The sequence below is a fragment of the Novacetimonas maltaceti genome, from assembly GCF_002906255.1.
Taxonomy (GTDB): domain Bacteria; phylum Pseudomonadota; class Alphaproteobacteria; order Acetobacterales; family Acetobacteraceae; genus Novacetimonas; species Novacetimonas maltaceti.
On the sequence record NZ_POTC01000011.1, the window covers coordinates 1 to 19,646 of the forward strand.

19 protein-coding genes, 1 other RNA gene and 1 pseudogene are annotated in these 19,646 nt (G+C 65.7%); 14 read left to right on the forward strand and 7 right to left on the reverse strand.

Features of this window, described 5'->3' with window-relative positions:
• Positions 1 to 227: pseudogene (locus tag KMAL_RS05865) on the reverse strand (DNA-binding protein); the annotation flags it as partial.
• A gap of 394 nt (positions 228 to 621) precedes the next feature.
• Here KMAL_RS05865 and KMAL_RS05870 point away from each other — a divergent pair.
• Complete coding sequence (locus KMAL_RS05870) at positions 622 to 1,149, forward strand: GNAT family N-acetyltransferase (protein ID WP_110094822.1); 528 nt, start codon at positions 622 to 624, stop codon at positions 1,147 to 1,149.
• 252 nt (positions 1,150 to 1,401) lie between these two features.
• Here the strand turns inward: KMAL_RS05870 and KMAL_RS05875 are convergent, their stop codons facing one another.
• The 3 genes from KMAL_RS05875 to thyX form a co-directional block, all read right to left on the reverse strand.
• Positions 1,402 to 2,019, reverse strand: coding sequence for an MlaC/ttg2D family ABC transporter substrate-binding protein (locus KMAL_RS05875; RefSeq protein WP_110094823.1), 618 nt, complete (start codon positions 2,017 to 2,019; stop codon positions 1,402 to 1,404).
• 24 nt (positions 2,020 to 2,043) lie between these two features.
• A complete protein-coding gene (locus KMAL_RS05880; RefSeq protein ID WP_239019972.1) occupies positions 2,044 to 2,862 on the reverse strand; it encodes an MlaA family lipoprotein in 819 nt (272 codons plus the stop codon).
• Between the two features lie 353 nt (positions 2,863 to 3,215).
• Positions 3,216 to 4,169 carry an FAD-dependent thymidylate synthase gene (gene thyX, locus KMAL_RS05885; protein WP_110094824.1) on the reverse strand — a complete coding sequence of 318 codons (954 nt, stop codon included), beginning with the start codon at positions 4,167 to 4,169 and terminating at the stop codon, positions 3,216 to 3,218.
• Between the two features lie 80 nt (positions 4,170 to 4,249).
• Between thyX and ssrA the strand changes: the two genes are divergently transcribed.
• The 4 genes from ssrA (at position 4,250) to KMAL_RS05905 (ending at position 7,609) form a co-directional block, all read left to right on the forward strand.
• Positions 4,250 to 4,595: a transfer-messenger RNA gene (gene ssrA / locus KMAL_RS05890) on the forward strand.
• A gap of 185 nt (positions 4,596 to 4,780) precedes the next feature.
• On the forward strand, positions 4,781 to 5,392 hold the full coding sequence (locus tag KMAL_RS05895) for an SspB family protein (RefSeq protein ID WP_110094825.1): 612 nt from the start codon (positions 4,781 to 4,783) through the stop codon (positions 5,390 to 5,392).
• Positions 5,393 to 5,494: 102 nt separating this feature from the next.
• Positions 5,495 to 7,165: a fumarate hydratase gene (locus KMAL_RS05900; protein WP_110094826.1), complete on the forward strand. Its 1,671-nt coding sequence runs from the start codon at positions 5,495 to 5,497 to the stop codon at positions 7,163 to 7,165.
• A 51-nt stretch (positions 7,166 to 7,216) separates the two neighbouring features.
• Complete coding sequence (locus KMAL_RS05905; RefSeq protein WP_110094827.1) at positions 7,217 to 7,609, forward strand: VOC family protein; 393 nt, start codon at positions 7,217 to 7,219, stop codon at positions 7,607 to 7,609.
• 222 nt (positions 7,610 to 7,831) lie between these two features.
• Here KMAL_RS05905 and KMAL_RS05910 read toward each other — a convergent pair whose 3' ends face one another.
• Entirely contained in the window at positions 7,832 to 8,320 is a 489-nt protein-coding gene (locus tag KMAL_RS05910) for a kinase inhibitor (protein ID WP_110094892.1), read from the reverse strand.
• Between the two features lie 118 nt (positions 8,321 to 8,438).
• Positions 8,439 to 8,660, reverse strand: coding sequence for a hypothetical protein (locus tag KMAL_RS05915; protein ID WP_110094828.1), 222 nt, complete (start codon positions 8,658 to 8,660; stop codon positions 8,439 to 8,441).
• A gap of 249 nt (positions 8,661 to 8,909) precedes the next feature.
• On the opposite strand from KMAL_RS05915, the gene queA reads away from it, so the two are divergent.
• The 5 genes from queA to KMAL_RS05940 are packed head-to-tail and all read left to right on the forward strand — an operon-like array spanning position 8,910 to position 13,362.
• Positions 8,910 to 9,968 carry a tRNA preQ1(34) S-adenosylmethionine ribosyltransferase-isomerase QueA gene (gene queA / locus KMAL_RS05920; RefSeq protein ID WP_110094829.1) on the forward strand — a complete coding sequence of 353 codons (1,059 nt, stop codon included), beginning with the start codon at positions 8,910 to 8,912 and terminating at the stop codon, positions 9,966 to 9,968.
• A complete protein-coding gene (tgt, locus tag KMAL_RS05925) occupies positions 9,965 to 11,125 on the forward strand; it encodes a tRNA guanosine(34) transglycosylase Tgt (protein ID WP_110094830.1) in 1,161 nt (386 codons plus the stop codon). Before queA ends, tgt begins: the two co-directional genes overlap by 4 nt.
• A 3-nt stretch (positions 11,126 to 11,128) precedes the next feature.
• The gene (queG, locus tag KMAL_RS05930) at positions 11,129 to 12,226 is read left to right on the forward strand and encodes a tRNA epoxyqueuosine(34) reductase QueG (RefSeq protein WP_110094831.1); all 1,098 of its coding nucleotides are present in this window, start codon (positions 11,129 to 11,131) and stop codon (positions 12,224 to 12,226) included.
• Positions 12,223 to 12,498, forward strand: a complete 276-nt coding sequence (locus KMAL_RS05935; protein WP_110094832.1) for a ribbon-helix-helix domain-containing protein — start codon at positions 12,223 to 12,225, stop codon at positions 12,496 to 12,498. The genes queG and KMAL_RS05935 overlap by 4 nt, the downstream gene beginning before the upstream one ends.
• Positions 12,499 to 12,534: 36 nt before the next feature.
• On the forward strand, positions 12,535 to 13,362 hold the full coding sequence (locus tag KMAL_RS05940; RefSeq protein ID WP_110094833.1) for a TerB family tellurite resistance protein: 828 nt from the start codon (positions 12,535 to 12,537) through the stop codon (positions 13,360 to 13,362).
• A gap of 172 nt (positions 13,363 to 13,534) precedes the next feature.
• On the opposite strand, the gene KMAL_RS05945 is transcribed toward KMAL_RS05940, so the two are convergent.
• Complete coding sequence (locus tag KMAL_RS05945) at positions 13,535 to 14,665, reverse strand: Mrp/NBP35 family ATP-binding protein (RefSeq protein ID WP_110094834.1); 1,131 nt, start codon at positions 14,663 to 14,665, stop codon at positions 13,535 to 13,537.
• 243 nt (positions 14,666 to 14,908) lie between these two features.
• Here KMAL_RS05945 and KMAL_RS05950 point away from each other — a divergent pair, with 243 nt between their 5' ends.
• The 4 genes from KMAL_RS05950 to KMAL_RS05965 all read left to right on the forward strand — a co-directional run bounded on the left by KMAL_RS05950 (position 14,909) and on the right by KMAL_RS05965 (position 19,622).
• Entirely contained in the window at positions 14,909 to 16,150 is a 1,242-nt protein-coding gene (locus KMAL_RS05950) for an OpgC family protein (protein ID WP_110094835.1), read from the forward strand.
• Between the two features lie 42 nt (positions 16,151 to 16,192).
• Positions 16,193 to 16,888 carry an SGNH/GDSL hydrolase family protein gene (locus KMAL_RS05955; protein WP_110094893.1) on the forward strand — a complete coding sequence of 232 codons (696 nt, stop codon included), beginning with the start codon at positions 16,193 to 16,195 and terminating at the stop codon, positions 16,886 to 16,888.
• A 68-nt stretch (positions 16,889 to 16,956) separates the two neighbouring features.
• The gene (locus KMAL_RS05960) at positions 16,957 to 18,564 is read left to right on the forward strand and encodes a DegQ family serine endoprotease (RefSeq protein WP_110094836.1); all 1,608 of its coding nucleotides are present in this window, start codon (positions 16,957 to 16,959) and stop codon (positions 18,562 to 18,564) included.
• Positions 18,564 to 19,622: an FUSC family protein gene (locus KMAL_RS05965; protein ID WP_110094837.1), complete on the forward strand. Its 1,059-nt coding sequence runs from the start codon at positions 18,564 to 18,566 to the stop codon at positions 19,620 to 19,622. Before KMAL_RS05960 ends, KMAL_RS05965 begins: the two co-directional genes overlap by 1 nt.
• Positions 19,623 to 19,646 lie beyond the last annotated feature (24 nt).

The window sequence follows — 19,646 nt, forward strand, 5'->3', positions numbered from 1 at the left end:
TCGGGCATGCCCGAAAGCCGTCCCCGCCATTCGTTCCTGTGGCGCAGTTGCTCGGTCGTGGAAATGTTGACCCGTTCGTAAAGCGAGGTGACGTAGGAATCCAGATCCTCGATTCGGAACAGGATTTCACGGGCGTTCTTCACGGCGGCATGGGGACCGGCCCGCACCAGACGCAGACAGCGCAGGCGAAAGGGGGTGATTCCGATATGTTCTGCGGCCTCAGGCATCGAAAGCATGCGCTTGAGGGGGAACATATGAACCGTAGCCTGCGTATCGTCAGAGATGATGGGGCCGGTCATGATATGTGGTAAAATCGACCATCATTCCATGGCCTGTCAAATGGAATATGGCCGTGGTGCAGGGCCTGTGCACATACGACCCATGCAGCGCGACTCCGGCTGCATACCCTCGGCGGGTGACCTGCGCGATGGTCGTGGGGGCCTTTGTCCTGCCCTGTCGTGGCGGGGAATGTGACGGGTGCGGTATAAAAAGCGGGACAAACGCCGTGCGTCGCAGATATCATGACGTGGGGCTGGGGCTCCGCCGCACATGCCCCGGATGATATCCCGGTCGGTCCTGATCCGCGCATCGGGACACGCCATGCAGAGGTGAGGTTACACCATGGAACGTCGCATTCGCACCGGACGACTGGAACTCAGCCCCGTTTCATGGCGGGACATCGAGGACGTGGCGCGCCTGAAGGCCAATGCCGGCGCCGTGGGCGTGCGCTGTTGTGGCATACGTTCACGCGGGCAGAGCGAGGCCGATGTGGCGGCCAGCATCTTCAGTTGGGGCCGCGATGGCGTCGGCCTTTTCGCCGTGCGTGAAATGGGCCGTTTCGTGGGCATGGCCGGGGTGCGCCCCGGTGGGCGGGACGGAACCTACGAATTCGAATTCGCCCTGTGTCCCACCCGTGCCGGCCGTGGCCTGACGCGGGAGGCGGCGGGTGCCGCGCTGGCCTTCGTCCATGATGCGGGGGTGGAGCGGGTGATCGCCCATGTGCCGGATGGCGACATCATGGGACGCCAGATCATCGGCGGGAGCGGCATGGCCCTGTGCCAGCATTATGCCGGCCCCGACGGACGCCAGATGCTGCTGTATCACAGCGTCCGCCGTCCTGCGGTCATGCCGGGGCCGGTGATTCACTGAAGGCGGGTCATTTCTGCCGTCTTCGAAGCTCTTTGAAAAAGGCTTTACCAAAAACGTCTTTGAATTCAGGGATATGCTGTTGCGGTATTCCGCTTGCGTGAAGTCATGGTTTCCAAAGGGCAATGCCCTTTGGCGGGTTTCAGGGCAGCGTCCTGGGAAACCGGCACTGATCCCTGCTTGTCGCAGGACCTGAAAACAGGAACGGGGCGGGACAAGGTCCCACCCCGCGCCAGCGCGTCAATGCGCGCATGTTCAGTGGTGATTGGCCAGCTGTTTTGTCAGGGCACGCAGCAGGGCATCGACATTGCCGCCGTTGCGCGCGATGTAGGAACTGTAATCCTGCCGCTGTGTCAGGCGCAGGCTGGCGCCTTCGCCCACGACATCCACGACCTTTGGCGTGCCGCTGCTGGAACTGATGACCCATTCCGTATTGGCGGGCGGCTGTCCGGGGCGGTTGATGACGGTGGACACCGCGATGTCCTCGCCAGAGGGGGCGGCCTGCCCCACCGTGAAGGAAACGCCACGATAATCCCCGATCTTGTCGGTAATGGCGTTGACCAGCACCTGATGGAACAGCTGAAGGTAATGGGTCTGCTGCTCCGGCGTGGCGACGCGCCAGTACCGCCCGATGCAGTACCGGCCAATCGCATCGACGTCCACGTTCCGGTCCAGCAGGGGTTCGATCTGCTGTTTCTTCTGCGACAGGGAAATATCGTTGTTGACGATGGCGACCAGCTTGTTTCCGAAATCATGGACAAACGTGCGGGCCTGCGCACCGCTGTCGACGGCATGGACGGGGGCTGTCACCGACAGGGCGCCGGCTATCGTGAGAAGACCCAGTGCATGGCGACGGGTGAAAGATGTCTGCATCGCTGTGTCCCTGTATGGTTTTTTTTATCTGTTGCTGTACCAGTCCGGCACCGTGGCGCGGTTGTCGGCCTTGATGGCCGCAGCCTGTGCCTTGCGCTGCTGCTGGTAGGCGCTGCGGATCGTGGCGTAGGGATCAAGCGAATCCTTCAGGACCTGATCAAGCGCATCGACATTGGTAGCCATGCCGTTGATGGTGCCCATGATGCTGTAGGCCCAGTTGAAGGTCACCAGCCCGTAGCCACGCGGCACGTAGTTCCATGGCGCCAGCCCGACATCAATGCCATAGCCGATACCGTCACGGAAGGAAGACGGGCCCAGCACCGGCAGGAACAGGTACGGCCCCGACGGGACCCCCCATGTCGCCATCGTCAGGCCCGCATCGTTGTCATGGTGCTTGTACCCGGCATAGGAGGCGACATCGATCAGCCCGCCAATGCCCGCCGTCATGTTGATGCACCAGCGCACGAAGGCGTCACCCGCGCGGCGGGACTTGCCCGCGCCCACGTCGTTGAAGAACACGACCGGCTCGTTCATGGTCTGGTACAGGTTGCCGAACGAATTGCGCAGCGGGCGCGGCACGGCCCAGATATACGCCTTCGCCACCGGGCGCAGGGTATATTTGTTGGCCCACATGGTGATGCCGAACGCCTTGCGGTTCATCTTCTCGTAACGGTCGTTGGCTTCGTTGTATTCCGCCAGCGCCTCGGGGTCCTTGGGCGGTGGCGTCGCGCACCCGGCCAGGGCCAGCAGGCCCAGGAGCGCACCGGCCACACGCAGTGCCGGACGACGGGAAAGCGGGGACGGGCGGGGCGACGAAGAATTCGATCCTGTCTCTGCGCGCATGCTCGTTTCCGCTTCCCTCTGTCTTCTAGGTCCCGGCGGAAGAGCGCCGGGGGCTATGTATTTATAAAACCTTGTGTGGGCCATGCCCGCGTGCGTCCCTCTCTAGCATGGGATGGGCGTTGTGCAATCCGCAAGCGGGGGATCGAACGGATATTGTGCCTGCATTGCAATGACGACATGGGAGTAAACCGGGTTTTCATACCGACATGCAATGACATCGTAACATGCGATTGCGGCAGAAGGTGTGGCCGGGAATCCACATCTGCGCCCGCACCGCGCCTTCCCGCCCGCCCGCGTCGTGGCGCGACGCGCGCACCGGGCGGGGTCACGCGATGTTGAGGGCGCCCGTCGCGTCAGCCGCCAGTCAGGCGGGGCGCGATTTCGGGGAACAGGGTGGCAAGCTCCGTGATCTCGCGCCGTGACAGGCCCTCGGCCTTCGGGTCCACCGGCGTGCCGGCCATGACCGCGCGCAGCACCCGCAGCGCCGGCCCCGACAGCAGGGCGGCGTCGCGCATGTAGTCGCAGAAGGCTCCGTAGGTCAGCGGCACCCATTTTTCCACGAGTCCGAGGATGGCGTCGGCATAGGCGCGGATTTCGTACTGTGCGTGGCTGTCGGCGCGCAGGCGCAGGAAATGCAGCAGGTTCCACAGGTTAATCTGCCAGTAGAACTGCGTCATGATGTTGACCGGCAGGTTCATGCGCGCCAGTTCGCGCGCGATCGACGGCCGCGCGGGATCGACGGTTCCACCCGCCGCGTCCTCGTTGAGCAGTTCGAGGTAATGGTCATAGCACCGCGCCGCGTCGTCACGCAGGATGTCGAGCACCTGTCGCGCCTGTTCGGGGGGCAGGCTGGTGCCGCGCCCCTGCTTGTTGCTTGCGGACTGCACCGCGATGTCCTCGGGGCGGGGGAAGTAGAATTCCTTCTCCAGCACGGAATAGCGCGCGGAATATTCGTTGATGCTCGCGGTGCGGTGGCGGAACCACTGCCGGGTGACGAAGATCGGCGCGCGGACATGCAGCTTGATGACCGCAAGCTCGAACGGGCTGGTATGGCGGTTGCGCATCAGGTAGCGGATCAGCCCCCGGTCATCGGACGTGCTTTTCGTGCCCTTGCCATAGGACACGCGCGCGCCCTGCACGATGCCGTCGTCGCCGCCCATGTAATCGACAAGCCGGACGAACCCCGTGTCCAGCACGCTGACGGGCTCGTACATCGCGTCCTCGAGTGCCGGGACGACAAGGCGGCGGGTTGGGGTCCATGCGGCGCGCGCCGCCTCGATTGCCGATTTCTGGTCATTGGAAAACATGGGCCACCATTCGTGTTCGGGGTATGAGCGTTGCCGCGCATACCATGTCCGGCGTTTCTTTATCCACCCAATCTCCACATCATCTTGCACCCGCGGGCCATCATCCCTATATCTGTCGGTGCCGGAGGGGTCCGCCCCTTGGCTATGGCGATAAACGGCGCGTGGAATAAGTGTTGTGGACCCGGGGGCGGTACCCGGCGTTTCCACCAGTATTTTCGCGATGCGGCCCCGTGGGCCGGTGCATCCGAAAGATGGGAACGAAACAGGCTCGACACGCATGGTAAAGACCCGCCTTTTGCCCGGCATTGTACCGCCGTTATCGGGCTAAACATACAAGTGCCAATGATAACTCTGAGGTGCTCGCTGTCGCTGCATAAGCGATAAGCGCGGTCCGGGGGGGCACCGGGCAACAGAAGCCCCCCCACTCTTTCCCATTCCGCCCGTCCGCAGGCATGGCCTATCCGCTTCGTGAAGGCGCGTGCGCGGCATGCTCCCTTGTCTTGGGACAGGGTTTGACGCACAGCTTGATGCTGTGGCACGGCGTGGTCTGAACCCGCATGTCTGATAAGGTCGGCCCGCGAATCCGGGGCCGCCGTTACGGAGAAGCCCGAATGTCCGATGATCACGACGAGGAAAATGGTTTCGATACCAGCATTCCCGACAGCCTCCTGCCCTATGACGACTGGATCGAGGATGCGTACCGCGACGTCATGCTGCGCGCCTTTGAACATGTCGTGGCGGAAGGGGGACTGCCCGGCGATCATCATTTCTACCTGACATTCCGTACCGACTGGCCCGGCGTGGAGATGCCCGAGCGCCTGCTCAAGCAGTATCCGCATGAAATCACCATCGTCCTGCAGCACCAGTTCCACGGGTTGAAGGTCGATCGCGCGGCGCGCACGATTTCGGTCAGCCTCGCCTTTGGCGGGGTGCCCGCGACGCTGGTGATCCCGGTGGCGGCGATTTCCGCCTTCGCCGACCCGGCCATCAAGCTGGCCCTGTCATTCCGTGTGCCCGAACAGCCGCCACAGCCCGCCCCCTCGGCCGAGATCCACAACGTCTTCGGCCAGGTGCAGAAGGCCCCGCGTGCGCCGCAGTCCGAAAACCGCGCCGCCACCACGTCGGAAGGGGATACGGCGCCTGCATCCGCGGAGGAACAGCCATCGTCCCCGCAGGTTGTCAGCCTTGCCGCCTTCCGCAAGCGGGATTCCGAACCGGGCTGAGCCACATTTTCATCCGGGCGCCCGGGTGGGGCCGGGCGCCCTTGCCATAAAACCGTCACCTGGAACCAATCCGGGGGCATCCAGAAGGCAGGAGACCGTCCGTTGAACACCACGACAACCACCAAGGCCGCGAAACCGGCACAGAAGCCCTTTGTCTATGGGCCTCTGTTCCCGCTCCATGACGATGACACGCCGTGGAAGAAACTGGAGATCGAGGGGGTCACGACCTCGGTCCTTGGCGGACGCACGGTCGTGCATGTCCGCCCCGAGGCGCTGCGTGAACTGGCCGCGCGCGCCTTCAACGATGTCGCCCACCTGCTGCGCCCGGCGCACCTGGCGCAGCTTGCCAGGATCCTGAAGGACCCGGAGGCGTCGGACAATGACCGTTTCGTCGCCCTCGACCTGCTGAAGAACGCGTGCATCGCCGCAGGCGGCGTGCTGCCGATGTGCCAGGATACCGGCACGGCCATCGTCTATGGCAAGAAGGGCCAGCGCGTCTGGGTCGATGGCAATGAGGAGGAGGCGTTCTCCCACGGGGTGTATGACACCTACACCCGCACCAGCCTGCGCTATTCGCAGATGGCGCCGCTGTCGATGTTCCAGGAGGTCAACACCGGCACCAACCTGCCGGTGCAGTTCCACATCTCCGCAACACCGGGCGATTACCATGCGGAACAGATGGACCTGATGTTCGTCGCAAAGGGTGGCGGGTCGGCCAACAAGACATTCCTGTTCCAGGAGACCCGCGCCCTGCTGTCGAGCGAGGAACACCTGCTGAAGTGGCTGGATGGCAAGATCCGTGCGCTCGGCACCTCCGCCTGCCCGCCCTATCACCTTGCGGTGGTGATCGGCGGCATGTCCGCCGAACAGACGCTCGAGACGGTGAAACTGGCCTCCACCAAGTGGCTCGACAGCCTGCCGACCGAAGGCAGCGCGCTTGGCCATGCCTTCCGCGACCTGGAAATGGAGCAGAAGATCCACAAGCTGAGCCAGCGCCTTGGCATCGGGGCGCAGTTCGGCGGCAAGTATTTCTGCCATGACGTGCGCGTCGTGCGCCTGCCGCGCCATGGCGCGTCGCTGCCGGTGGGGATCGGGGTGTCGTGCTCCGCCGACCGGCAGGTCAAGGCCCGCATCACCGCTGACGGCGTGTTCCTTGAGCAGCTTGAGACCGATCCCGCCCGCTTCCTGCCCGAGACGACGGACGAGCATCTGGGCGGGGAGGAAGTGGCCATCGACCTGAACCAGCCGATGGACGAAATCCGCAAGAAGCTGTCGCAGTACCCGGTGCGCACGCGCCTGTCGCTGACGGGGACGATGGTGGTGGCGCGCGACATCGCCCATGCCAAGTTCCGCGAACGGCTGGAAAAGGGCGAGGGACTGCCGCAGTACCTCAAGGACCATCCCGTCTATTACGCCGGTCCCGCCAAGACGCCGGAGGGCATGCCCACGGGGTCGTTCGGTCCGACGACGGCGGGTCGCATGGACAGCTATGTCGCCATGCTGCAGGAGGCGGGCGGATCGTACGTGATGCTGGCCAAGGGCAACCGGTCCAAGGCCGTGCGCGATGCGTGCAAGGAATATGGCGGGTTCTACCTTGGCTCCGTGGGCGGGCCTGCGGCACGTCTGGCGCAGGACTGCATCCGCAAGGTCGAGGTGCTGGAATATCCCGAACTGGGCATGGAGGCGGTCTGGAAGATCGAGGTCGAGAATTTTCCGGCCTTTATCGTTATCGACGACAAGGGTAATGATTTCTACGATGGGCTGACGGGCTGAGGAATCGGTCCGTCACGACCCGTCGGGTCTGACAACCGGAGGCTGCGCGCCATGCGTTTTACCGTCGATCGACTGGACCATCTTGTTATCACCGTCCGGGATCTGGAGATCTCGTCCTCGTGGTATCAGCGTGTCCTGGGCATGGAGCGGGAGGAGTATGGTCGCAACAACCGTACGGCCCTGAAATTCGGCGGGCAGAAGGTCAACCTGCGTCCGCACGGGGCGCAGGGATGGACCACGGCGGAAGATGCGCTGCCGGGAACCAACGACCTGTGCTTCATCACTGCCGTGAGCAGCACCGACGTGGTCGAGCATCTGGAACAGTGCGGCGTGCGGGTGACCGAAGGGCCGGTCGCACGCCTTGGCGCGCTGGGGCCGGTGACCTCGGTCTATTGCGAGGACCCGGATGGGAACCTGATCGAAATCGCGTCCTATCAGGGGTGAGGGCGGCGGTTGCTCCCCTTCGATATTTTTCAGGTTGGTGCGGTTGTGTTCTTTTTTGGAAAAAAGAACCAAAAAACTTTTGTTCTATAGGAAATAATCGGTTCGGTCTGACGGTTTCATAAGATTTCAAAAGTCTTTTTGCTTCTTTTTCTTCAGAAAAAGAAGACTCGTCATCCTGATTGCCAGAAACCTCCCCATGCCCGAAGGCACGGGGAGCCATACTCATTTCTTGCCATAGACCGCCGTCAGCGTGGCGGAGCCAAGGCTGTGCTGTCCCACGACGAAGCCGACCATCGCCCCGCTGGCGTCGGACGGCAGGTCGAGGCGCTGCAGGTTGAGCGCGTGGATCGTGAAGATGTAGCGATGTTCACGCCCCGGCGGCGGGGCGGCGCCGCCATAGACATTGCCGCCGAAATCGGTGCGCGTCATCATGGCGTGTTCCGGCATGTTCGCATCCCCCGAACCCGCGCCCGCAGGCAGCGAGGAGACATCGGCGGGGATGTTGATGACGACCCAGTGCCACCATCCCGAACCCGTGGGGGCATCGGGGTCGTACATCGTGATGACGAAGCTCTTGGTGCCTTCGGGCGCGTCCGACCATGCCAGCGGGGGGGAAATGTTGCCGCCGCAATAGCCCATGCCGTCGAACACCTGCGCCTCTGGCAGGCGGTCGCCGTCGTGGAAGGCGCGACTGGTCAGTGTAAAGGTCATGATACCGGTTTCCTGCATGTCCCGCCGGTCATGGGTGGGCGACATGCGAATGGGGTGATGGGGCGGGTTGCCGGGGCGTGGCGGTCATGTCCATGGCCGCCACGCCCGTCATGGCAGGTTACCAGTTCTGGCTGATCAGCCAGAATTCCTCGGACGTCAGGGTGACGACCGGCGTGCCGTGCTTGCATTCGGCCGCCGCCATCGCCAGGGCGCCCATGCGCTGGATCATCAGGGTCTTGCGCTGGTGAGCCTCGGACTTCTCGTCGGAGGATTCAAGCGTGATCAGCGCGTTCTTGCAGGCCTTGGCCAGGCGGGCGGCATCAAGTGCGGCATAGGACATGGGTGGAATTCCTTGTGTTCAGGCATCGCATGCGGGACCTGTCCCGCATACGAATCACGGGCCATGTGTGTTTCTGGTGATAGTGTTTACTGCGTTGCCCGTATGTGTCCAACCATTGCACCCGCATGCCGCCGGTGCAGTGCATTGCATGTCTGCCTTCCGCCCCCGACGCGGCATGCGGCATGAAGATCGTGCATGCCTGCGTGTTCGCGCTGGCAAGGGGGCGGTGGATTCCGTAAAGGGAGGGTCATGACGGATCTCGTTTCTGATTTCGACTTCGACCTGCCCGCGACATTGATCGCCGACCACCCGGCCCGGCCCCGCGACAGCGCGCGCATGCTGGAGGTCCCGGTGGACGGGCCCTTCCTCGACCGCCACGTGCGCGACCTGCCGGGATGCCTGCGCGCGGGGGACATCCTTGTGGCCAATGATACCGCCGTCATTCCGGCACAGCTTTCGGCCATGCGCGGGGCGGCACGGATCGGGATCACGCTCGACCGGATCCTGCCCGATGGGACGTGGCACGCGCTTGCGCGCAATTCACGCCGCCTGAAGGTGGGCGACACCCTGACGTTCGCGCCCAGCCACGTAACGGCCGAAGTCATGGTGTGCGAGGACGCAGGCGGCGTCGTCCTGCGTTTCGATGCGCAAGGCGAGGCGTTCGACCAGTTCCTCCATGACACGGGGCACCTGGCCCTGCCGCCCTATATCGCGCGCCCCGATGGCCCGACGGAGCAGGACCGCAAGGATTACAGCACCATCTTCGCGCAGCATCGCGGCGCGGTGGCAGCACCCACGGCGGGCCTGCATTTCACGCCCGCCCTGCTGTCGGCGCTGGAGGCGGCGGGCGTGCTGCGCCAGACACTGACGCTGCATGTCGGGGCGGGGACGTTCCTGCCGATGCGCAGCGAACAGATTTCCGAACACCGCATGCATGCCGAACGCGGCACGATCACCCCGCATGCGGCGCAGCGCATCAATGCGGCGCGCGCGGCGGGCGGGCGGGTCGTTGCCGTCGGCACCACGTCGCTGCGCCTTCTGGAAAGTGCGACGGATCCGGACGGCGTGGTCCATCCCTTCCATGGGGAGACGTCGATTTTCATCCGTCCCGGATACCGTTTCCGCGCGGTGGACATGCTGCTGACGAATTTCCACCTGCCGCGCTCCACCCTGTTCATGCTGGTCAGCGCGTTCGCGGGGCAGGCGCGGATGCGCGCGGCGTATGGACATGCGATGGCTGCGGGCTACCGCTTCTATTCCTATGGTGATGCGTGCCTGCTGCATCGTAATGACGGAGGTGCGGCATGACCGCTTTTCGCTGGCGGGCGCAGGCCCGTTCGGGTCGCGCGCGGGCCGGGTTCCTCGACACCGCCCACGGCACGGTCGCCACGCCCACCTTCATGCCGGTCGGCACCGTGGGCACGGTCAAGGCGATGACGATGGACGCCGTGCGCTCCACCGGGGCGGGGATCGTGCTGGGCAATACCTATCACCTGATGCTGCGTCCGGGGGCGGAGCGCGTGCGCGCGCTGGGCGGCCTGCACCGGTTCATGGACTGGCCGGGACCGATCCTGACCGATTCGGGCGGGTTCCAGGTCATGTCGCTCGGGCCGCTGCGCAAGCTTGATGCGGATGGCGTGACGTTCCGTTCGCATATCGACGGGTCAAAACACCGCCTGACGCCCGAACGCTCCACCGATATCCAGCATGCGCTCGATGCGACGATCAGCATGTGTTTCGACGAATGTCCCGCCCTGCCGGCCCCGCCGGAGGTGATCGCGCAGTCCATGCGCATGTCCATGCGCTGGGCCGAGCGGTGCCGCACGGCGTTTGTCGCGCGTCCCGGCTATGCCCAGTATGGCATCATCCAGGGCGGGACGGAGCCGGACCTGCGCGCCGAAAGCGTGCGCGCCCTGACGGATATCGGGTTCGAGGGATACGCCATCGGTGGCCTTGCGGTGGGGGAGGGGCAGGAACTGATGTTCTCCACCCTCGACGTGACGGTCGGGCTGATCCCCGATGACGCGCCGCGTTACCTGATGGGGGTTGGCACGCCCGACGACCTGCTTGGCGCGGTGGAACGCGGGGTGGACATGTTCGACTGCGTCATGCCCACGCGCGCGGGGCGCACGGCGCGGGCCTATACCGAACGCGGGACGCTGAACCTGCGCAACGCGCGCCATGCGACCGACAGCCGCCCGATCTCGCCCCACTGCGACTGCCTGGCCTGTTCGCGCCACAGCCGCGCGTACCTGCACCACCTGTTCCGCGCGAACGAGATCCTCGGCCCGATGCTGCTGACATGGCACAACCTGGCCTATTACCAGCGGCTGATGCGCGGCATCCGTGCGGCCATTGTCGATGGCACGCTGCCTGAACATGCCGCCCACCTGCGCGCGCAATGGGCGATGGAGGACTGGTCCCCCGACGAGATGCCGTTTCCCGACATCCCGCCCGTGCCCTGACCCATGGCGCGGGCGCGATCCGTGACCTACCCATCCGATGCGCGGGGCGTCCTTGCACGCCGGATCCATGACCGCGCGCTGGCGGTGGGGTTCGATGCGGTGGGGTTCGCGCCCGCCATGCTCGATGACGCGACGCGCGCGCGGCTGCGGGAATTCGTGGCGGCGGGCCACCATGGCGCGATGGAGTGGATGGCCCAGCGCATGGCCTGGCGTGGCGATCCGCGCGCCCTGTGGCCGGAGGTCCGCAGCGTGATCTCGCTGGGCCTGTCCTATGCCCCCGAAGGCGATGCGCTGGCGACGCTGCGCGATCCCACGGCGGGCAATATCTCCGTCTATGCCCGGCATCGCGACTACCATGACGTGGTCAAGGGGATGCTCAAGCAGGTGGCGCAGTTCGTCGTGGCCGAAGGGCGCCGGCAGCATGGTGGCGATGCGCCGCCTCCCGGCGTGAAGGTGTTTGTCGATACCGCCCCGGTCATGGAAAAGCCGCTGGCGGCAGGGGCGGGGCTGGGATGGCAGGGCAAGCACACCAACCTTGTCTCGCGCACGCAGGGAAGCTGGCTGTTCCTTGGCGAGATCTATACCACGCTGGACCTTCCGCATTCCGCCCCGTCGGGCGGGGGGTGCGGGACATGCACGCGCTGCCTTGACGTCTGCCCGACCTCGGCCTTTCCCGCGCCGGGACAGATTGATGCGCGGCGGTGCATTTCCTACCAGACGATCGAAAATCCCGGTCCCATCCCCCATGACCTGCGGCCACTGATGGGCAACCATATCTATGGCTGCGACGACTGCCTGGCGGTGTGTCCGTGGAACCGTTTCGCGCAGGCCACGCGGCAGATGAAGCTGCGCGCGCGGCCTGACCTTGTCGCGCCCGCGCTGCGTGACCTTGCGCTGCTGGATGATGCGGGGTTCCGTGCCCTGTTTTCCGGATCGCCCGTCAAGCGGATCGGCCGGGCGCGGTTCGTGCGCAATGTGCTGATCGCCATCGGCAACAGCGCGCGCGCCGACCTGCGCGGCGTTGCGCAGGCGTTGTGTGACGATCCGGCCCCTGTCGTGGCCGATGCCGCGCGCTGGGCGGTGGGGCGCCTGCCGTCATGAGGGGCGCGCGCGCCATCGTCGCGTCACCGCCGCTGCACAAGCGCAGCATGATGCTGTCGGGCCACCGCACCAGCGTCGCGCTGGAGCCGGAATTCTGGGACGCGCTGGAACGCATGGCCGCGGCACGGGGGGTGGGGCTGACGATCCTGATCGCGCGTATCGACACCGCGCGCGACCCGATGCGCACGCTGGCGTCCGCGCTGCGGGTCGCGGCCCTGCTGGAATGGATGCCTGCCCTGCCCGCAGCAGGGGGGCAGGGCAGGGAAGAATAGTTGGGTTGGGCCGCGTGTCGTGCTAGGTTCGCGGCCATGGCGATATGGGGAAAACTGTTTGGCGGTGTCGCGGGATTCGCTGTGGGCGGTCCTGTGGGCGCCCTTGTGGGGACCGCGCTGGGGCATGCGGCCGATAACGGCTCGCTGCTGGAGACGCCTGCGGGTGGCTGGACCGAACGCTGGGGCGGCCGCGCCAATGCCGATCCCAACGGGGCGGCCACGTTTGTCGCCGCCAAGCTGGCGGCCGCGATGGGCAAGCGCGACCAGATGTATGGCCTGGTCATCATCGTCCTGTCGGCCAAGCTGGCGAAGTGCGACGGCCCGGTCAACCGCACCGAAATCGACGCCTTCAAGCGCCGTTTCAACGTCCCTGCCGAAAACATGAAGGAAGTCGGGCGCCTGTTCGACATGGCCCGGCAGCGCACCGATGATTACGAGAATTTCGCCCGCGAACTGGGCAAGGCGTTCGCCAACCGCACGGAGATGCTGGAGGAGGGGCTTGCCTCCCTGTTCATCATCGCGCGCGCCGATGCCGGCCCGTCGGGGGAGATCAATGCGCAGGAGGAGCAGTTCCTGCGCCGCGTGCACAAGGCGTTCGGCCTGTCGCCCGGTGCGTGGGAACGTGCGCATGATGGCCGTGCCCGCCCCAGCGTGAGCGAGGTTGACGCCTATGCCGTGCTGGGCCTGTCGCGTACCGCGAGCAATGAGGAAGTGCGCGTGACATGGCGGCGTCTGGTGCGCGAACACCATCCCGATATCCTGTCCGCCCGTGGCGCGGATGAGGCCGAGATGGCGCGTAGTGCGGCCCGCATCGCGCAGATCAACGCCGCATGGGACCGGATCAAGCGGGACCGGCAGATCTGAGAAAAGTTTTGGGGAACGCCTTTGTCCTTCGTGGTTGAAGGGAAAGGCGTTCTTTTTTGGAAAAAAGAACCAAAAAACTTTTATTCGATAAGAAAAAAGACAGTTTGATCTGACGGTTTCATAAAATTCCCAAAGTCTTTTTGCTTCTTTTTCTTCAGAAAAAGAAGATCCCTTACTTCCCCCGTTTCTTCTCCAGCAACCGGCGCAGTGCCCCGCCCACCGTATGTGCCAGTGCCCGGTACGCCTTGCCCGCCGCGCTGTCGGGGGCAGCGATGACGATGGGCGCGCCATTGTCGCCACTCGCACGGATATCGGCCAGCAGCGGTATTTCGCCCAGGAAGGGGACACCGGTCTTTTCCGCTTCTGCCCGCGCGCCGCCATGGCCGAACAGTTCCGTGCGGTGGTTGCAGTTGGGGCAGCAGAAATAGGACATGTTCTCCACGATGCCCAGGACGGGCACGCGCATCTTCTCGAACATGGCAACGCCGCGCCGCGCGTCGAGCAGGGCGATATCCTGCGGGGTGGAGACGATGACCGCCCCCGCCAGCGCCGTCTTCTGCGCCAGCGTCAGTTGCGCATCCCCCGTGCCCGGCGGCATGTCCACCACCAGCACGTCGAGTTCGCCCCAGTCCACGTCCGACAGCAGTTGCCCGATTGCGCCCATGACCATCGGGCCGCGCCAGATCATTGCCTTGGTTTCCTCCACCAGCATGCCGATCGACATGGCGGTGATGCCGTGGCCATGCAGGGGCTGGAGGCGACCGTCACGCACTTCGGGCTGGCTGTTCATGCCCATCATGCGCGGCAGGGACGGGCCATGCACGTCCGCGTCCAGCAGCCCCACGCGCAGTCCCTCCAGCCCCAGTCCCACGGCAAGGTTGACCGCCGTGGTCGATTTGCCGACGCCGCCCTTGCCGGACGCGACGGCAATCACCAGCCCCACATTGGGCGGCAGCGGGCCTGCGGGCTGCGCGCCGCCCGGCGGCCTTGCGCCAAGGTTGAGCGGACGGTGCCCGCCGCCGCCCTGTGGTGCGGCAGGCGCTGCGGGTGCGCGGTGGGATGTGAGGATGACGGACGCACCCGTGGCGCTTTCGACCTCACGCGTCAGCGTGGCTTCGATCTCCGCGATCAGGGGGCGGATGCGTTCGGCGCGGTCGCGGTCGGTGGCGATGGCGACATGCACCACCCCGTCGCGCACGGTCGCGGCGTCAAGCGTGCCGAGGTCGAGCGCGCATGCCCCCGAGCGTGGATCGCGAACGTCGCGCAGCACCCGTTCGATTGCCGCCTGCGTTATCTGTGCCATGCTGCCCCTGCGCTGAAAAAAACCGGTGAAGGCGGGATATAGGGGCCATGGCCGGATGACGGAAGGGGCCGCCCGGATCGCGCCCGTGCAAAATGCGAATGGCCGTGGTCATAAATTGGCCTTGGTGACGTATTTATCCATATCGTATCGGAACTGTGAAATCCCGTCCCCGTGCATCCCGGCCCGCGCCGCGTGCCCATGGGGGTGGCGCAGGCTCACGCGCAGGAAAGAAGTTACGTTGCCATGACATCATGCGTGCAGGCAGGTGGCCCCCATATGGCCATCACCCCGCCGGGCGGGCGCGGGAGCTCCGGCCCTGCCGGAACGCCTGCCGCGTCCGGACAGGGCAAGGCGGGGGCGGCACCGGCAGGGGCGGGCGTGACGGGCGTCAGCGCGCCACGGGTGCGCGACCATCGCGTGGATGCCCTGCGTGGCGTGGCGCTGCTGATGATGTGCATCGACCATATCCCGCAGGATGTCCTCAACCGTTTCACCATGCGCAATGTCGGTTTCGCCGATGCGGCGGAGGTGTTCGTGCTGCTGGCGGGATATGCGTCGTGGCTGGCCTATGGCCGGGCATTTTCACGCCAGCCGTGGCAGGAGGTGGTCGAACGGATCGTGCGCCGGTGCGGGCGGCTTTATGTCTTTCAGGCGCTGATGGCGGTGGTGACGATCGCCACCATCCGGCTGTGGCGGCAGTACTGGCCCGTGCCGGTCGATTTCCTGGAACCCGAACTGGCCCACGGGCTGGATTCCCTGTGGCGGGTGATGCTGCTGCAGGCGCTGCCGGGCAACCTCAATATCCTGCCGCTCTACATCGTGCTGCTGCTGGCGTTCGTGCCGCTGTGCTGGGTGCTGCGCCGGGTGGGGCCGTGGCCCGTGCTGGCGGTCAGTGGCGCGCTGTGGGCGGTGGTCAATTTCGACCCGTCGCTCAATTTCCCCAACTGGCTGGACCCAGACGGGTGGTATTTCGACCCCCTGGCGTGGCAGTTCCTGTTCGTGCTGGGCGCGTGCGCGTCCATCCTTGCGGGGCGGCATGGCGGCAGCCTGCCGCGCTGGCGGCCCCTGGCGGCGGTATGCTGGGCCTACCTTGCGTTTTCCGCGGTGGAATCGTTCCCGTGGACGGGGTGGGGCCTGCCGGACCTGCGGCCCATGGCCACGCCATGGACGGACAAGATGGTGCTCTCCCCGCTGCGCCTTCTGGATGTGCTGTGCCTGTTCTACCTCGTGCAGTCATCCACGCTGGCGACGCGCTGGTCGCAGGGGCGGGGGGGACAGTTGATGGCGATGTTCGGCCGCCATTCGCTGGAGGTGTTCACCCTTGGCACCATCATCGACCTGTACGGGCGGCTGATGTTCACCAGCTTTGGCGTTGGCTGGGGCATGCAGGTTGCGGTCAACGTGGTGGGGTTCGCGCTGCTGTGGGGGATGACGCGCGAACTCGACCGCAGGCGGGCGCTGGCCCGGGCCGCGCGCAGGGCGTGAATGTCGTGTAGGATGGATATGACAAGCAACGAAGGAACGATCATGACCGATAGGACTGGGGCGGGGACAACCGCGGCGTGCGTGCTGCCGCGCCTGACGCGCCTGCTGCGTGAGGGGAAGGGCGTGCGGATCGCCCTGTTCGGCTCTTCCACCATCGAAGGGGTGGGGGCGAGCACGCCTGCCCATGCCCTGCCCGCGATCATGCGCGCCGTGCTGGCCCCGTTCGCGCCCGGCGGGGTGGAGGTCATCGGCCATGGCGTGGGCGGTGACGATGCGGAGGCGATGCACGCCCGCGTGGGCGCGATGCTGGCGGACCGGCCCGACCTGATCGTGTGGCAGACCGGCAGCAACGACCCGCTCAAGGGCGATGACGTCGGGGCCTTTGTCGCGCGCACCCGTGACGACCTGGCCACAATGCGCGCATCGGGCGCGGATGTCGTGCTGATGGACCAGCAATACTGCCCGGTCCTTGAAACCTGCCCGGCCTTTCCCGCGTTTCGCGATGCGGTACACCATGTCGCCGCGCAGGATCATGTGCCGCTGTTCACGCGGTATGTGCGGATGAAGTCATGGTGCGCGGAACTGGGGCTGGATCCGGTGGCGCTCTCGCCCGACGGGCTGCACCTCAACGACCGGGGCTACCGCCTGCTGGGCGAGGCACTGGCGGCGTGGCTTATTGAACTGACGGGGCTGCCGGGAGGTGTCGCGTCATGTTATCAGGGTGACGACGGGGCGTGACATTCGCCCCGTCTGCCGCAATGGTGTAGATGCTCAGGCCCCGTCCAGATCAGGAAGCAAACAGCCACATGCCCGACCACGTTTCCGCTTTTTCCAGATCCAGTGCCGCTTTGGGCATGGGGGCCGCATTGCTGGCGATGGCGACGGGGCGGGCATGCGCGCTGCCGCCTGCCACCACGGCCGTGCCGCCGCCCGCTGCCGCGAACGCCGCGAGCGCCACGCCCGCCAGCGATCCCGTGCGCCTGCCCGCGCCCGGCCACGGCACGCCCGACAGCTTTGCCGACCTTGCGGCGCGGCTGCTGCCTGCGGTCGTCAATGTCTCCACCACCGAGATGGTGCGTCCCGGTGATGAAGACGATGACGGTGACGAGGGCGACAACAGCCCGCAGATCCCCAATTTCCCCGAAGGTTCCCCGTTCGAGAAGTTCTTCCACGACTTCATGAACCGCCAGAACAGCCCCAATGCGCCGCCACGCAAGATGCAGGCGCTGGGGTCGGGCTTCATCATCGACCCAAGCGGCATTGTCGTGACCAACAACCATGTCGTGCGCAACGCCGAACAGATCACGGTCACGCTGCAGGACAATACGGTGCTCAAGGCGCACCTGCTGGGCCATGACGACCGCACCGACCTCGCGGTGCTGAAGGTGGACAGCCCCAGGCCGCTGCCCGCCGTGCCGTTCGGTGACAGCGACCATGCGCGCGTGGGCGACTGGGTGCTGGCGATCGGCAATCCGTTCGGCCTGTCGGGCACGGTCACGGCGGGGATCATCTCCTCGCGCGGGCGCAATATCGAACAGGGCCCGTATGACGATTTCATCCAGACCGACGCCCCGATCAACAAGGGCAATTCGGGTGGCCCGCTGTTCAACCTGCATGGGGACGTGATCGGGATCAACACGGCCATATTCTCGCCTTCCGGCGGGTCGATCGGGATCGGTTTCGCCATCCCCTCGGCCGAGGCGCAGGGCATCATCGAACAGCTTCGCAAGCACGGGAAGGTGTCGCGCGGGTGGATTGGCGTGCGTATCCAGGACGTGACGCAGGACATTGCCGACGGACTGGGCCTGAAGAGCGCGCATGGCGCCCTGATCGCCGGCGTGGAGGCCAAGGGCCCCGCCGCCGCCGCGCACCTGCAGACCGGCGACGTGATCGTGACGCTGGATGGCAAGGACATCGACGGCCGTGCCCTGCCGCGCCTTGTGGCGCAGCTTCCGGCAGGGCGGGTCGCGCACCTGGGCATCGTGCGCCATGACCACCCGATGAATGTCACGATCACCATCGGCGCCCTGCCGGAGGAAAAGACCGACAAAGCCGATGGCAAGCCCGCGCAGAAAGCCCCCGCCAGCGGCAGCATGGCGGTCGCGGGGCTGGGCTTTACCGTGGGGGCGATCGACGATATCGCGCGCCAGAAATACAACATGCCCGAAGGCCAGAAGGGCGTTGTCGTGACCGGTGTCACCGATGACAGCCCCGCCGCCGAGCGCGGCCTGCGCACGGGCGATGTCATTACCGAGGTCCAGCAGGCCAGCGTCAGCACGCCTGCCGAACTGAAGCACCAGATCGACCTTGTCCGCGCGCAGAAGCGCCGCACCGTGCTGTTCCTCGTGCAGAACAGCGACGGCCTGCGCTGGGTGCCGTTCCCGCTTGCTGAATCGGGTGCGCATTCCGACTGATGGCCGGTTCCGCCCTATCTTCCGTACGTGATGACGTGTTTCTTGTGGCGGGCGGGACCTGGCGGCAGGTCGTGCGCATGGTCGTCTCGCTCATCGGGTCGGGGGTCGTGGCCCACCTGGTCCACCTGCAGGAACCCGTATGGGCGCTGATTACCTCTGTCGTGGTGATTACGCAGAGCAGGATGACCCAGACGCTGTCCACCGGGCAGGACCAGGTCGTCGGCACCCTGATCGGGGCTGCCGCCGGGATTTCCGCCATCGCAATGGAACAGTGGCTGTTCTGGCCCACGGACCTTGTGTTCTGGGTCATGCTGATGCCGGTTGCGGTGCTGGCGGCGGCGCGGCCCAAGATGCGCGTTGCGGTCATCACGCTGATGGTGGTGCTGCTGTTCCCCGGCAATGGCGCGCCGTTCGCCCGGCCGTTCGACCGTATCGCCTCCATCATGATCGGGGTGGTGGTGTCGTTCGTGGTCTCCTTCTTCGTGCTGCGTAACGAGGCCCGGCGCGAGGTGCTGCGCAATTCGGCGCAGTTGCTGCGGCAGGTCTCGGCCCTGCTGGAACTGGCGCTGCACCAGCATCCCGACAGTGACGCGGTCGCGGCGCTTGATGACAGGTGCCGGTCATTGCTGCAGGATCTCAATGACGGGGTGAAGGAGGCGGAGGTCGAACATCCCGGGTCGCTGGCGCGGCATGACCCGCTGGTGATGCGCCTGCCCGGACTGCTGCGCCGGCTGCGTGCCGATGCGATCTTTGTCGCGCGCGCCGCGGTGGAGGGGCAGACCGCAAGCACCGGCGACATCCTGCGCAGCGAGCGCGAGGTCCTGTCGCATGTGCTGGGGCAACTGGCGGACCGCTGCGACCTTGCCGCAACCCGCAGCAGGGGCAAGCCCCTGCCGGACGAGGGGGTGGAGGACGTGCTGTCGCAGATCCACCAGCCCGGTTCCCACTGGACGCCGGTGATGTGTTTCGCCATCGGCCTGCTGCATACCGACCTGATGGTCCTGATCCGCAACGTCTGGGCCGACGGGCGCACCGATGAAGGTGCCCCCGCCGCCTGAGATGCGCCCTGCGGCGATGGGCCA

Bases quoted from the DNA above. Each gene is read 5' to 3' on its own strand.
- KMAL_RS05895 (WP_110094825.1), top strand. From the start codon at position 4,781: ATGTCCGATGATCACGACGAGGAAAATGGTTTCGATACCAGCATTCCC.
- KMAL_RS05880 (WP_239019972.1), bottom strand. From the start codon at position 2,862: ATGCGCGCAGAGACAGGATCGAATTCTTCGTCGCCCCGCCCGTCCCCG.
- KMAL_RS05960 (WP_110094836.1), top strand. From the start codon at position 16,957: ATGCCCGACCACGTTTCCGCTTTTTCCAGATCCAGTGCCGCTTTGGGC.
- KMAL_RS05905 (WP_110094827.1), top strand. From the start codon at position 7,217: ATGCGTTTTACCGTCGATCGACTGGACCATCTTGTTATCACCGTCCGG.
- KMAL_RS05875 (WP_110094823.1), bottom strand. From the start codon at position 2,019: ATGCAGACATCTTTCACCCGTCGCCATGCACTGGGTCTTCTCACGATA.
- queA (WP_110094829.1), top strand. From the start codon at position 8,910: ATGACGGATCTCGTTTCTGATTTCGACTTCGACCTGCCCGCGACATTG.
- tgt (WP_110094830.1), top strand. From the start codon at position 9,965: ATGACCGCTTTTCGCTGGCGGGCGCAGGCCCGTTCGGGTCGCGCGCGG.
- KMAL_RS05915 (WP_110094828.1), bottom strand. From the start codon at position 8,660: ATGTCCTATGCCGCACTTGATGCCGCCCGCCTGGCCAAGGCCTGCAAG.
- queG (WP_110094831.1), top strand. From the start codon at position 11,129: ATGGCGCGGGCGCGATCCGTGACCTACCCATCCGATGCGCGGGGCGTC.
- KMAL_RS05940 (WP_110094833.1), top strand. From the start codon at position 12,535: ATGGCGATATGGGGAAAACTGTTTGGCGGTGTCGCGGGATTCGCTGTG.
- KMAL_RS05910 (WP_110094892.1), bottom strand. From the start codon at position 8,320: ATGACCTTTACACTGACCAGTCGCGCCTTCCACGACGGCGACCGCCTG.
- thyX (WP_110094824.1), bottom strand. From the start codon at position 4,169: ATGTTTTCCAATGACCAGAAATCGGCAATCGAGGCGGCGCGCGCCGCA.
- KMAL_RS05955 (WP_110094893.1), top strand. From the start codon at position 16,193: ATGACCGATAGGACTGGGGCGGGGACAACCGCGGCGTGCGTGCTGCCG.
- KMAL_RS05965 (WP_110094837.1), top strand. From the start codon at position 18,564: ATGGCCGGTTCCGCCCTATCTTCCGTACGTGATGACGTGTTTCTTGTG.
- KMAL_RS05870 (WP_110094822.1), top strand. From the start codon at position 622: ATGGAACGTCGCATTCGCACCGGACGACTGGAACTCAGCCCCGTTTCA.
- KMAL_RS05950 (WP_110094835.1), top strand. From the start codon at position 14,909: ATGACATCATGCGTGCAGGCAGGTGGCCCCCATATGGCCATCACCCCG.
- KMAL_RS05945 (WP_110094834.1), bottom strand. From the start codon at position 14,665: ATGGCACAGATAACGCAGGCGGCAATCGAACGGGTGCTGCGCGACGTT.
- KMAL_RS05935 (WP_110094832.1), top strand. From the start codon at position 12,223: ATGAGGGGCGCGCGCGCCATCGTCGCGTCACCGCCGCTGCACAAGCGC.